Origin of the sequence: Nonomuraea sp. KM90, assembly GCF_052246675.1 — a bacterium.
In the GTDB taxonomy this organism is placed as follows: Bacteria; Actinomycetota; Actinomycetes; order Streptosporangiales; family Streptosporangiaceae; genus Nonomuraea.
Genome location: NZ_JBQQCB010000071.1, coordinates 43,102 through 55,652 on the forward strand (window position 1 = coordinate 43,102; position 12,551 = coordinate 55,652).

Sequence of the window (12,551 nt, forward strand, 5' to 3'; positions counted from 1 at the left end):
GTCACTCCTCGCCCGGGTCGCCGTCGGCCAGGATCTGGTAGAGCTTGCGCCGGGTCTCCACCAGAGTCTTACGCGCTTCGCGGATTTGTGCGTCGTTTCCGGTCTGAAGAACCTGCATCATGGCGAATGCCGACTGTCGGGCGATATGCCAGAGATCGGCGGTGTTGTCATCGATGTCCGGGCGCATCTCGTCCCACGGGGCGCGGACCTCGTCCGCGTGGGCCTCGATGTAGTTGCGGCCTTCCTCGGTGAGACGGAAGGTCTTGCGCCCCTCGTTCTCCTCCGCGACCACGAGGCCCTCGTCGGTGAGCTGCTGCAGCGCCGGGTAGACGGCGCCCGGGCTGGGCTTCCAGCCGCCCTCGCTGCGCTCGGCGATCTCCTGGATGACCTGGTAGCCGTTGCGCGGCTCCTCGGCGAGCAGGGCCAGGATCGCGGCGCGTACGTCGCCCCGCTTGGCCTTGCGGGGACGGCCGCCCCAGCCGCGGTGGCCGCCGCCCCACGGCCCGCCCGGGCCGCCGAACGGGCCGCCGCGCCCGAAGTCGAACGGGAACGGGCCGGGCCCGCCCCTCCTGCCGCGCATCCGCCGCTCGTCCGGGCCGCCGCCGCCCCCGCCGGGCCCGCCACCGCGACCTCGGTGGCCTCCCAGGTGCTCGAACGCGTCGGCCATGGCGTGGAACGCCTCGCGGGCCGCGCGCCGGTAGTCGTGTGCGCCGGGCCAGGGCCCGCTCGCTGCCATGTGGTGAGTCATCTTCTACTCCTATATCGTGATCTGTTCTCGATGCGTCAAAGATATATCGATAGTGTGTCGTTAGCAAGACCGGTGCGAGAGTGAGCCAGATCACGAAAAAGTTGCGGAATCCGGGAACAGGATTGGGGAGGGCGTCGTTATTCACAGCAGACGAGGTCGTTCCGCGTCGGCAGGGCTGGGGGGTGCTGTCGCCGCGGAGACGACCTCGTCTGCGTTTGCGGGCAGTTCGCGGGCGCCTCGCCCGGCGTGACGTCTCCGCCCGGCATGGCTCGCCGCGTAAAGGGCTTCTTTGCCGTACAGTCCCGATCATGATGGGGCACACGCACGCGATGACAGGGGCCATCGCCTGGCTGGGGCTGGCTCCGCCCCTGGCCGCACTGCCGTTGATGAACGAGTCCTCCCGGTTCGTCGACACCGGGATCATGGCCACCGCGCTCAGTCCCGCCGAGTTGGTCGCCGGGGCCGTCATCTGCGCGGGGGCCGCGATGCTGCCCGACCTCGACCATCCGAGCGCCACGATCGCGCAGACGTTCGGGCCCGTCACCTGGGCGCTCAGCAAGGCCGTCGCCTGGATCAGCGGCGGGCACCGCGGGGCGACGCACTCACTGGTGTTCGCGGTGGCGCTCGGGTTCGGGGCGCACTGGCTGGCCAGCACCTATCCGATCGGGCGCGACATCATGGTCGTGCTGCTCATCGGGCTCGCCCTGCGGGCCATCGGCGTCGGGATCCCGGGGAACAAGATGGGTTCCGCCATGGTCAACATCGGGCTGACCGCCGGCCTGTACGCCGTCTTCCTCTCCCTCGGCGTGGGCTACGCCTGGCTGGGGCTGGCGGTGGGGATCGGCTGCCTCATGCACGTGGTCGGCGACTGCATGACCGAGCGGGGATGCCCCGTGTTGTGGCCGCTGGGGGCCAAGTTCGTGCTGCCGTGGAAGATCGGCATCAAGACGGGCCGGAAGTTCGAGCAGAAGATCCTGGCGCCCATCCTCTCCGTGGCGATCGTCGGCCTGCTGTTCTGGCGGCTGGCTCCGGTTTAACTTGATGTCGAGATATCCTAGGGATATCTTGACGTCGAGACATCCGCCGCGGCCTGCGAGTTAGGGTCACCTAACGTGCTGTGCGTTCCCGCAGTGCGGCAGGATTCTGTCTGAACACCTGTCTATGGAGGAGGCGAATCACCGTGTCCGCGAACAGCTTCGGCAGCCGTGACACGCTACGCGTCGGCGACGCGTCATACGAGATCTTCCGGCTGGATGCCGTCGAGGGCGCCGCACGCCTCCCGTACAGCCTGAAGATCCTGCTGGAAAACCTCCTTCGCACCGAGGACGGCGCCAACATCACCGCCGACCACATCCGTGCGCTGGGCGGCTGGGACCCGAACGCGGCGCCGAGCGTGGAGATCCAGTTCACGCCCGCCCGCGTCATCATGCAGGACTTCACCGGTGTGCCGTGCGTGGTCGACCTGGCCACCATGCGCGAGGCCGTACGCGACCTCGGCGGCGACGCCTCCCGGATCAACCCGCTCGCGCCGGCCGAGATGGTCATCGACCACTCGGTCATCGTCGACTACTTCGGCCACCCCGACGCCTTCCGGCGCAACGTCGAGCGCGAATACGAGCGCAACCGCGAGCGCTACCAGTTCCTGCGCTGGGGCCAGACGGCCTTCGACGAGTTCAAGGTCGTCCCGCCCGGCACCGGCATCGTCCACCAGGTCAACATCGAGCACCTGGCCCGCGTGGTGATGATCCGCGACGGCAAGGCCTACCCCGACACCTGCGTCGGCACCGACTCCCACACCACCATGGAGAACGGCATCGGCGTCCTCGGCTGGGGCGTCGGCGGCATCGAGGCCGAGGCCGCGATGCTCGGCCAGCCGATCTCCATGCTCATCCCGCGGGTGGTCGGCTTCAAGCTCAACGGCAAGCTGCCCGCCGGGGCCACCGCCACCGACCTGGTCCTGACGATCACCGAGATCCTGCGCAAGCACGGCGTGGTCGGCAAGTTCGTGGAGTTCTACGGCGAGGGCGTCTCCTCCGTGCCGCTGGCCGACCGGGCCACGATCGGCAACATGAGCCCCGAGTTCGGCTCCACCTGCGCGATCTTCCCGATCGACGGCCAGACCGTCGACTACCTGCGCCTGACCGGCCGTTCCGAGGAGCAGATCGCCCTCGTCGAGGCGTACGCCAAGACCCAGGGCCTCTGGCTCGACCCGTCCGCGCCCGAGCCGGTGTTCTCCGAGTACATCGAGCTCGACCTGGCCACCGTCGTCCCGTCGATCGCCGGTCCCAAGCGCCCGCAGGACCGCATCGCCCTGTCGGCGGCCAAGGTCACCTGGCGCCACGACGTGCAGAACTACGTGGCCGACGACGTGGACGAGGCGGGCGAGGAGACCTTCCCGGCCTCCGACGCGCCCGCCTCCAACGCCAGCGCCAACGGCGGCCGGCCGCACAAGCCGGTGCCCGTCACGCTGGCCGACGGCACCTCGTTCGAGATCGACCACGGCATCGTCTCCATCGCCGCGATCACCTCGTGCACCAACACCTCCAACCCGTACGTCATGATCGGCGCGGCCCTGCTGGCCCGCAACGCCGTCGAGAAGGGCCTGACCCGCAAGCCGTGGGTCAAGACCTCGCTGGCGCCGGGCTCGCAGGTGGTCACCGGCTACTTCGAGCGCTCGGGCCTGCAGCCCTACCTCGACAAGATCGGCTTCAACCTCGTCGGCTACGGGTGCACCACCTGCATCGGCAACTCGGGCCCGCTGCTGCCCGAGATCTCCGACGCCATCCAGGCCAACGACCTCGCGGTCACCGCCGTGCTGTCCGGCAACCGCAACTTCGAGGGCCGCATCAACCCCGACGTCAAGATGAACTACCTGGCCTCGCCGCCGCTCGTGGTGGCGTACGCGCTGGCCGGGACCATGGACCTCGACCTCGACACCGAGCCGCTCGGCCTCGGCAACGACGGCAAGCCGGTCTACCTGCGCGACATCTGGCCGTCGCCGGAGGAGATCTCGTCGGTGGTCAACTCCTCGATCGGCCGCGACATGTTCGAGCGCGACTACGCCGACGTGTTCAAGGGCGACGACCACTGGCGCACGCTGCCGATCCCCACGGGCGACACGTTCGAGTGGGACCCGTCCTCGACCTACGTGCGCAAGGCCCCCTACTTCGACGGCATGCCGTCGAAGCCCGAGCCCGTGACCGACATCTCCGGCGCCCGCGTGCTGGTCAAGGTCGGCGACTCGGTCACCACCGACCACATCTCGCCGGCCGGCTCCATCAAGACCGGCACCCCGGCGGCGCAATACCTGCGGGCCAACGGGGTCGAGGTCAAGGACTTCAACTCCTACGGCTCGCGGCGCGGCAACCACGAGGTGATGATCAGAGGCACGTTCGCCAACATCCGCCTGCGCAACCAGATCGCGCCGGGCACCGAGGGCGGCTACACCCGCGACTTCACCCAGCCGGACGGGCCGGTGTCGTTCATCTACGACGCCTCCGTCAACTACGCCGCGGCCGGCACGCCGCTGGTGGTGCTGGCGGGCAAGGAATACGGCTCCGGCTCCTCGCGCGACTGGGCGGCCAAGGGCACGGCGCTGCTGGGCGTCCGCGCCGTGATCGCGGAGTCCTACGAGCGCATCCACCGCTCCAACCTGATCGGCATGGGCGTGCTGCCGCTGCAGTTCCCCGAGGGCGCCACGGCGCTGACGCTGGGCCTGACGGGCGAGGAGACGTTCGACATCACGGGCGTCGAGGAGCTCAACCAGGGCGGCATCCCGAGCACGGTGCACGTCAAGGCCGGCGACGTGGAGTTCGACGCGGTCGTCCGCATCGACACGCCGGGCGAGGCCGACTACTACCGGCACGGTGGCATCATGCAGTACGTGCTGCGCTCGCTGCTCGCGAAGTGACTTCCCGTGCCCGCGCCCGGTCATGAGCCGGGCGGGGGCGGGGGAACCCTTGGCCGTCGAGCCGGGGGTTGGGCGCGATCCTCACGCGCCCGCATCGGGGGAACCACCCGACATCCAGAGAGCCGCCCCGCGGGAAACCCCCGCGGGGCGGCTTTCGTCTCTCACGAGACCCTGGAAGCGGGTGCCGACCAGGTGTCGCAGGCCGCCGGGGACCCGGTCGTCATGCCGCGCCTGAACCAGTAGGCCCGGCCGGCGCCCGTGCCGTGGCTGCGCCGCCCGTCGGCGTCGCCGTTGGCGCGGATCGCCTCGTACAGGGCCGACCAGTCGCGCTCGGTACGGGCGAGGGAGGAGCGCACGCTGCCCATGAACACCCCGGCCAGGCAGTCGGCCTGCAGCTCGAAGCGGCGCTGCAACTGCGTGCGGCGGGTGGGGGCGGCGGCGCGGTAGCGGGCCTCGTAGGCGCGGCGGAGGCCGGTGAGGGTCTGCAGGTGGTGGGCGTACTCGTGGGCGGCGACCTTGAACGGGTAGAGATCGGTGCGGTTGTCGATCCAGCGGCCGGTGAGCGTGAACTCCAGCGACCGGCCGCCGTGGCAGTAGAAGGCGTCGACGTCGGCGAGCCGCATCCCGCAGACGATGCCCTGGGGCTCCTCGTGGAAGTGGACCGCGGGCTCCTTGAACCGGACCCCGGTGCGGGCGAAATAGGCCCTCCACGACTTATCCAGACATTTCACGACTGTCTCGAGGTACTCGCGATGACGCGGAATCCCACCCGAGCTCAGCGGCGTCTCGGGACACGAGGTGACGGCCGGCTTCCCGGCCGCCTCGGGAAAAGGGTCGCCGCCGGGGGACAGGCAGGTGGTGGTGAGGAGGAGGACCGCGATGGTGAGGGGTGAGGAGGGCACGGTCGGCAGCCTAGGTCAGCGAGGGGGCGCTCAGATCATGCGCCTCAGCACGGTGACCACCTCGGTGACCACCTCTCCCGGAACGCTGCCGACGAAGAAGTCGAACCGGTCGGGGGAGATGGCGCGGACCTGCTCCGTCATCGCCCAGCTCGTCTTGGCCAACCCGGTCGCGTCGCGGTCGACGCGAATGTGGGTGATATATCCGCGTTCGCGGGTGGTCAGCGGCACGGCCAGGACGAGATCCAGCCGTGACTGGTTGAACCGGTCGTTGCTGATGATCAGAGCCGGGCGGTCGAAACCCTGCTCGCGGCCGGTCGGCCGGTCGAACCGGGTGAACCAGATGTCTCCTTGTGCCAGCTTCACTCTCTCTCCTCGGGAAATGTGATCAGTCCCGCCCACTCGGGTGCCACCCGGCGGGTGCGCGGGCGGGTCCCCAGGACGAGCTCGCGTTCGGCCAGATAATCGGCCCACGCCTCCGGGTCCTCGCGCTGGGTTCGCTCGATCTGATCGTCGACGGTTTGCCAGAAGAGCTTCTGCTCGTAGTCGGCGATGGCTTCGTTGAGCACCTCGGTCATGGTGCGGCCCTCCTGCCGGGCGATCCGGGCCAGTCGGTCTCTGGTCATGACACTGACGCGGATCGTCGTCGCCTTGTGCTTCGTGCTCATACTTCCGAGGCTACGTCCGCGTCATCCGGAACACTACAGCGCGCCGGTCACTCTTGAGCGAGGAATGGCAACGCTGAGTAAGGGTGGTTGACTCTCCTGCATGACGAGTACGGCATTGGTGCTGATTGTTGGCGGTTTGGCGGTCTTCGTGGGCGCGATCGTTCAGGGTGGCGTGGGGTTCGGGCTCGGGCTGGTCGCGGCTCCCGTGCTCACCATGCTGGGCCCTGACCTCATGCCCGGCGCGATCCAGGTCGTCAACATGACCCTGCCGCTGTTCACGCTGGCCGTCGAATGGCGGAAGGTGGACTGGCGCGGGCTCGGGTTCGCGGTCCTCGGGAGGCTGCCCGGGAGCGCCATCGGTGCAGTCATCGTTGTCTACGTTTCCATATACGCCAGAGGCATCTTCGTGGCGGTCATGGTGCTGGTCGCCGTGGCGCTGACGGCAAGGGCGATCAGCGTGCCGCGCAACGGGTACACGATCACCACGGCCGGGTTCGTGTCCGGGATCACCGGCACCGCCACGGGCATCGGCGGGCCGCCGGTCGCGCTCGTCTACCAGAACGCCAAGGGGCCGCAGATCAGGGCCACGCTGGCGATGTTCTTCTTCCTCAGCGCGGCCCAGTCGCTGGCCATCCTGGCGTTCGTGGACGAGCTGCCCTCCCAGGCGCTGCTGGTCGGGGCGGTGCTGATCGTGCCGATGGTGCTCGGGTTCCTGGTGTCGGGGCCGCTGCGGCGCTATCTCGACGGGGGCAAGGTGCGGATCGCGGTGCTGGCCGTGGCGGCGGCCTCGGCCGTGGGGCTGATCGTGCAGAACATCCTCACCTCGATGGGGGCGTGAGGCCCGGTGCGGTGTGCGGCCCGCACCGGGGGGTCGGCTCACCGGGGAATCAGCTCACCGGGGTGTTCATGTCGGTCTGGATCTGGGCTGCCGTGAGGGCTCGGGAGTAGATGCGCACCTCGTCGATCCGGCCGCTGAAGACCTGGTTGAGCAGGCCGTTGCCGCCGATCCTGAGCGAGCCGCCGTCCGTTCTGACCGCTCCGGTGATCGCCCGCTGGGCGACCTGCGTGCCGTTGACGTACAACCGCAGCACCGCCCCGTCGTACGTCGCCGCGAGATGCGACCAGGTGTTGAGCGGGAGCGCGGCCGCGCCGGGCAGGTCGGTGGCGGCGGTGGTGTGCACGCGGACGTGCGGGCGCTGGTCGGCGGCGCCGGCGGACAGGGCGTAGGCCAGGCCGCCCGAGTGCCGTTTCATGACGACCGTGCGCCAGCCGCTGACGCTCGACGGGCGTACCCAGGCCTCCAGCGTCATGCCCCCGGTCAGCCGCAGCCCGGCTGAGTCGGGCACGTTGACCCAGCTGTAGAGGCCGTTGAACGACAGCGCCGGGCCGTACCTGCCGCTCGCCGTCCAGCTCGTGCCGCTGGTGGCGCCGGTGTTGCCGTTGCCGGAGGAGTCGGCGACCGTGCCGCCCGAGCCCTCGTTCATGCCGTACGCGGCGACCAGGCCGCTGGGGGGCGGCACCAGCGTGTACGCGGCCGTGTACGTCGTCCCCGTCGCGGGCGCGACCACCTGGTGCGAGGCGGCACCGCCGTCGGACCACGACGCGAAGGCGTAGCTCTGACCCCCGGAGCTCTGCGGCGAGGGCGCCGAGACCGAGTTGCCCGACCCGACGATCACCGTGCGGGTGAACGGCGTGGCCACCTGCTCGCTGTTGAAGCCGAGCCGCAGGCCGGACGGCGACGAGGCGAAGGTCAGGTTCACGGTCCTGGGCTGCAGCAGCACGCTCTCGGTGTCGGTCAGCCCGTGCGCGTCGGTGACGGTCAGGCGCAGCTCCAGGTGCGCGGGATAGTCGTGGTCGGGCGCCTGGAAGGAGCCGCTCGCGCCGGTGAACGTGGTGATCTCGTGCTCGTGGCAGGTGCTGGGGCAGTGGTGCAGCACGAGCGCCCAGCGCATGCGTACGCCGGGGACGGCGCCGTCCTGGGCGTCGCTCCCGCTCCCGGAGAACGCGATCGACTGCCCGACCGCCCAGGTGGTGGCCGCCGTCGGCGCGTTGACGGCGGCGGTGGGCGCGGTGTTGGCCACGTTGATCGTCACGGTGGCGTCCCCCTGACCGCCGCGGTCGTCGATCACCCGCAGCCGCACCACCGGGGAGCCGGGCTGGGTGTAGGTGAAGGACGGGGTGGCGGAGGTGGAGTCGTCGAGTTCGCCGTCGCCGTCCAGGTCCCAGGCGTAAGTGAGGGGATCGCCGTCGGCGTCGCCGGAGCGGGTGGCGGAGAAGGACACGGTGAGCGGGGCCTCGCCGGAGGCGGGCGTGGCGTCGATGACGGCGGTGGGCGGGGCGTTGTCGTAGAGGTAGCGGACGATCCGGCCGCCGGTGTAGTCGACCGCGAACAGGTCGCCGCCCGGTCCGGTCTCCAGCTCCACGGCGGGGATGCCGGAGTCGAAGTTCGCCACCGTGGCCGGGTCGGGCAGGCCGTTCGCGCCCCTGGTCATCACCCAGACGCACGAGCGGCTGTAGTCGGAGAAGAACAGCGCGCCGTCGTAGGCGGCCGGGTAGTCGCCGCCCTCGTAGAAGGCCACGCCGCTGGAGGAGGAGCCGCCGGTCGGGCAGGGGTCGTTCGTGGCGGGCCTGGAGTTGTGGTGCCAGGCGAAGTAGGGGGCGGCGTGCGCGGCGGCGCCGGCGGCGTACAGGCTCTCGCAGAGGGTCAGGTCGAGGTTGTCGTAGCCGGCCTGGCGGGTCGTGCCCTCGTAGCAGGGCCAGCCGAAGTTGGGCACCGCGGTGGTGGGCGAGGCGATCCGGTTGACCTCCTCGTACGTGCTCCAGCCCACCTCGCCGGACCAGATCTCGGACGTGCCGGGCCGGTTGGTGATCCGGAACGGGTTGCGCAGGCCGTGGGCGACGATCCTGGCCACGTTGGGGTCGGAGCTGCTCCCGTTGGGGTTGCCGGCGGCGGCGGCCCCGGTGCCGGGGTCGACCCGGATGACCGTACCGGCCAGGCCGGCCGGGTCGCCGCCGGTGCGTACGTCCTGGGAGCGCAGGGCACCGCCCTCCGCGGCCGGCGGGGTGAGCGCGGTGCCGACCGGCGAGGGCGGGTCGCCGCAGGGGTTGTCCGGGGTGACGTCCGAGGCGGGGAGGTTGTCCTGGCCGTAGTCGGCGAAGTTGAAGCTGGCGCCGTCGCCGCCGGAGGCGTACAGGGCGCCGTCGGGGCCGAACTGGAGGTCGCCGACGGAGTGGCTGGGGTGCTGCTGGCACCAGTCGGTGATCAGCGGCGTCTCCGCGCCGGAGGGGGAGATGACCGACAGGCGGCCGGTGACGAGGCAGCCGTCACCGGTGGCGCCGGGCGGGGTGGGGCAGGGGTCGTCCGTGCCGCCGGGGGTGCCCCAGCGTGGCGCGGTGCCGCCGGGGACGGCGTCGTGGGCGTACAGGACGTACAGGCGGGGGTCGGCCGGGAAGTCCGGGTGCAGCGCCAGGCCGAGCAGGCCGCGGTCCCAGAAGTTGTGCACCTGGGTACGCAGGTCGGCGTACACGCTCGGGGTGGTGTCGGTGAGCGAGTCGAAGACCTTGATCAGCCCGCTCTTCTCGGCCACGAAGACCCGGCCGTCGGGTGAGAACTCGAGGTTGGAAGGGTGGTTCAGGCCGCTGAAGACGGTCTGTCTCTGGAACGACGCCGGTAACGCCCCGGCGGGCGGTGCCAGACCGGCGACCAGCCCGGTGGTGACGATCAGGATCGTGGTCAGGGCGCTGCAGAGCCGCTTCACGGATACCCCCAGTGAACTCACCAGCCCGCACCGCAGGATGGCCTGATCGAGGTATCGCAAATGGGCGGGCGGTCTGTCACGGGTCGTGTCCACAATCGGACGGCGCGTGTCCGTTCTTTGACACCGGGGGCACCGGGACGCGCGAGGACGGACCTCCCGGACCCGGTGTGCGGCCGGACCTGCCGAGTCCCGCGTACGGGCAGGGCCATGCTCCCGCGAACGGAGACGAGCCGCCTGTCAGGCGCTGAGGCGGTCGCGCAGCGCGTCGTACACGTCCGGCGGGAGCGGGCCCTTGCCGGCGGCCGCGACGTTGGCCTGCACGTGCGCGATCCGGGTCGAGCCGACGATCACCGAGTGCAGGTCTCGGTGAGTGAGGATGAAGCGGAGCAGGAGCTCCATGGGCGAGGCACCGTCCGCGAGGTCGTCGAGGCGCGCGGCGGCGAGCCGCGCGTGGCGGTCGGCGAGCGGCCGGCGCATCGGCTCCGGTATGGCCTCGGGCGGAGCGGTGAGCGGGCGGGCGATCGAGCCGCGGGCGATCGTGCCCGCGCCGGCTGCCGCGGTGGCGCCGATCAGCTTCTCATGGGAGCGGTCGAGCGCAGAGTACGGCAGGAGGAAGACGTCGAACGCGCCGAGCGCGATGTGCTCCGGGAGGTGAGGCAGCTCGCCCGACATGCCGGTGTAGCGGATCTTGCCCTCGTCCCGGAGCGCCAGCATCTCGGCGACGGTGTCCTCGGCTCGCAGCACGGCGACGCTCGGGCTCATGTGGACCATCAGGATGTCGAGGTGGTCGGTACGCATCCGGCGCAGGCTCTGCTCGACGCATGCCCGGACGTTCGCCCTCGTGTAGGTGTGGGGCGGGAACGTCCGCGGGTCACCATTCACGGCGGGCGGGCAGCCGCACTTGCTGGAGAGGATGAACTCGTCGCGCCTGTGGGAGATCCAGCGGCCGATGTGCTCCTCGGCGTCGCCGTAGTCGGGCGAGGTGTCGATGAGGTTCACCCCCGAGTCGAGGACCGTGTTCAGCACCGCGCGGGCCCGATCGTCGCTGATCGGCTCGCCCCACGCGCGCGGGCCGCGTAGCTCCATCGCTCCGTAGCCGAGGCGGCTCACCTGCAGCCCGGTCCTGCCGAGCCGCGTTGCGGGCGGTGTCACGCTGTCGTCCTCTCCCCGGTCACGGCCGCCCTGGCGCGGCCGTATTCGGCCAGGGCGCGGAAGGCGCTCTTGGGCTCCCACGGCAGGCCCGGATAGGTCGTCCCCGTGCGGCCGTGCTCCAGGACCTTGACCACGCCGAAGCTCGCGGTGTCGAAGTCCCGCTCGGGCTCGGCGGACGTCGGCAGGTGACGGGAGGCGAAGGTGCAGACGAACGCCGCGTCCACGCCCTCGGCGTCGTAGACGGCGAGCAACTCGCGCAGGTAGGCGGCCTGTTCTTCCTCGTCCCGGGTGACGGCCCCGGTCAGGCGGGGGCGGGCGCGCTCGTCCCATTCGACGATGGAGTCGCCGCGCGCGCCCAGCGCGGCGGCCCCGCGGTGGGTGGTGCAGCCGAACTCGGTCACCGCGAACGGCTTGCTCTGCCCGACCTGCGCGCGGACCGCCTCACGGAAGCCGGGCGCGGTGGTCGCGTCGCGGTATCCGGCGTCGGTGGCGACGATGTCGAACGGAGCCCAGTCGACGCCCTCCACGGGCACGGAGGCGTAGCTGATCGGGCCGCCGAATCGGTCGCGGACCGCGGCGGTGACCCGGGCCAGGAAGGTGTTGACGCGGACGTGCAGCTCGGGGAGCGTGGCGCGCAGCCGAGCGGGCTCGGCCATCAGGCCGAGCCGCTCCCGCAGGCTGTCACCGGGCAGGAACCCCCTCGTGAACAGGCTGATCTCGGAGCCGGTGAGGAAGACGACGCGAGCGCCTTCCCGGCGTAGACGCTCGGCCCGCTCGGCGCTGTCGACGATGAACGCCATCAGCTCCTCCTGAGTGAGGTCGTTGGTGAACGGCGAGTACCAGACCTCCAGGCCCGCGCGGGCGGCGTGGCGTGCCGCGATCTCCAGGCGGTCCGGGTCTCCTCCGGTGACGCGGACCGCGTCGCAGTGGAGCTCCTCGCGGATGATCCGCATCTCGCGGCGCACCGTGTCAGGCTCGAAGGGCTCGTGGGTGGTGGTTCCGGCAGACAGGAAGCCGGTGTCATAGGTGACACCGTAGGCACGCATCAGAGGGCTCCGTGTGGTCGTGCGAGTGGACATGCGGGCTGGGGCGGGCCCGTGGCCGGAGAGAGTCCCAGGCGTCCCCGTCGCACTCTACTGGTTATTGCGTGTCACGCACATAGTGCGCGCTGCGCAATTCTCCGTCCGCTCGACCGGGGCCGGATCGCCGGCCTCGCGGTCCTGATCGATCCGGCCGGCGTGAGGGGGCGGAGCTGCCGGATCCCGCGTGGGAACGCCCTGGATCGGTCCCTGTCCTGTCGCAATGGAGCTGGCGAGTCGCATGCTCCTGAGGAGCATGTTGTCATTTCGGGTGAGACCGCGGAGTGGCGCGGCTGAGTAACCTGCCGAGGCATCGTTGGGGGTTCGGTCTGGCGTC

The 12,551-nt window shown here is 70.6% G+C and carries 10 protein-coding genes; 3 read left to right on the forward strand and 7 right to left on the reverse strand.

Annotated features, from left to right (window positions below):
* Position 1: 1 nt before the first annotated feature.
* Positions 2 to 748, reverse strand: coding sequence for a PadR family transcriptional regulator (locus ACTWPW_RS42180; RefSeq protein WP_375115615.1), 747 nt, complete (start codon positions 746 to 748; stop codon positions 2 to 4).
* Between the two features lie 308 nt (positions 749 to 1,056).
* Between ACTWPW_RS42180 and ACTWPW_RS42185 the strand changes: the two genes are divergently transcribed.
* Both ACTWPW_RS42185 and acnA read left to right on the forward strand, forming a co-directional pair.
* Complete coding sequence (locus tag ACTWPW_RS42185; protein WP_443171981.1) at positions 1,057 to 1,785, forward strand: metal-dependent hydrolase; 729 nt, start codon at positions 1,057 to 1,059, stop codon at positions 1,783 to 1,785.
* Positions 1,786 to 1,928: 143 nt separating this feature from the next.
* Positions 1,929 to 4,658 carry an aconitate hydratase AcnA gene (acnA, locus tag ACTWPW_RS42190; protein WP_375115613.1) on the forward strand — a complete coding sequence of 910 codons (2,730 nt, stop codon included), beginning with the start codon at positions 1,929 to 1,931 and terminating at the stop codon, positions 4,656 to 4,658.
* Between the two features lie 161 nt (positions 4,659 to 4,819).
* Here acnA and ACTWPW_RS42195 read toward each other — a convergent pair whose 3' ends face one another.
* The 3 genes from ACTWPW_RS42195 to ACTWPW_RS42205 are packed head-to-tail and all read right to left on the reverse strand — an operon-like array spanning position 4,820 to position 6,225.
* Positions 4,820 to 5,560, reverse strand: coding sequence for a neutral zinc metallopeptidase (locus ACTWPW_RS42195; RefSeq protein ID WP_443171982.1), 741 nt, complete (start codon positions 5,558 to 5,560; stop codon positions 4,820 to 4,822).
* 30 nt (positions 5,561 to 5,590) lie between these two features.
* Positions 5,591 to 5,923: a type II toxin-antitoxin system PemK/MazF family toxin gene (locus ACTWPW_RS42200; protein ID WP_364114896.1), complete on the reverse strand. Its 333-nt coding sequence runs from the start codon at positions 5,921 to 5,923 to the stop codon at positions 5,591 to 5,593.
* Positions 5,920 to 6,225, reverse strand: coding sequence for a hypothetical protein (locus ACTWPW_RS42205; protein ID WP_443171983.1), 306 nt, complete (start codon positions 6,223 to 6,225; stop codon positions 5,920 to 5,922). Before ACTWPW_RS42205 ends, ACTWPW_RS42200 begins: the two co-directional genes overlap by 4 nt.
* Before the next feature lie 100 nt (positions 6,226 to 6,325).
* Between ACTWPW_RS42205 and ACTWPW_RS42210 the strand changes: the two genes are divergently transcribed.
* The gene (locus tag ACTWPW_RS42210) at positions 6,326 to 7,063 is read left to right on the forward strand and encodes a sulfite exporter TauE/SafE family protein (RefSeq protein ID WP_443171984.1); all 738 of its coding nucleotides are present in this window, start codon (positions 6,326 to 6,328) and stop codon (positions 7,061 to 7,063) included.
* Between the two features lie 49 nt (positions 7,064 to 7,112).
* Here ACTWPW_RS42210 and ACTWPW_RS42215 read toward each other — a convergent pair whose 3' ends face one another.
* The 3 genes from ACTWPW_RS42215 to ACTWPW_RS42225 form a co-directional block, all read right to left on the reverse strand.
* Positions 7,113 to 9,983, reverse strand: a complete 2,871-nt coding sequence (locus ACTWPW_RS42215) for a LamG-like jellyroll fold domain-containing protein (RefSeq protein ID WP_443171985.1) — start codon at positions 9,981 to 9,983, stop codon at positions 7,113 to 7,115.
* 237 nt (positions 9,984 to 10,220) lie between these two features.
* On the reverse strand, positions 10,221 to 11,135 hold the full coding sequence (locus ACTWPW_RS42220; protein WP_443171986.1) for an aldo/keto reductase: 915 nt from the start codon (positions 11,133 to 11,135) through the stop codon (positions 10,221 to 10,223).
* The gene (locus ACTWPW_RS42225) at positions 11,132 to 12,181 is read right to left on the reverse strand and encodes a hypothetical protein (RefSeq protein WP_443171987.1); all 1,050 of its coding nucleotides are present in this window, start codon (positions 12,179 to 12,181) and stop codon (positions 11,132 to 11,134) included. Before ACTWPW_RS42225 ends, ACTWPW_RS42220 begins: the two co-directional genes overlap by 4 nt.
* Positions 12,182 to 12,551: the final 370 nt, after the last annotated feature.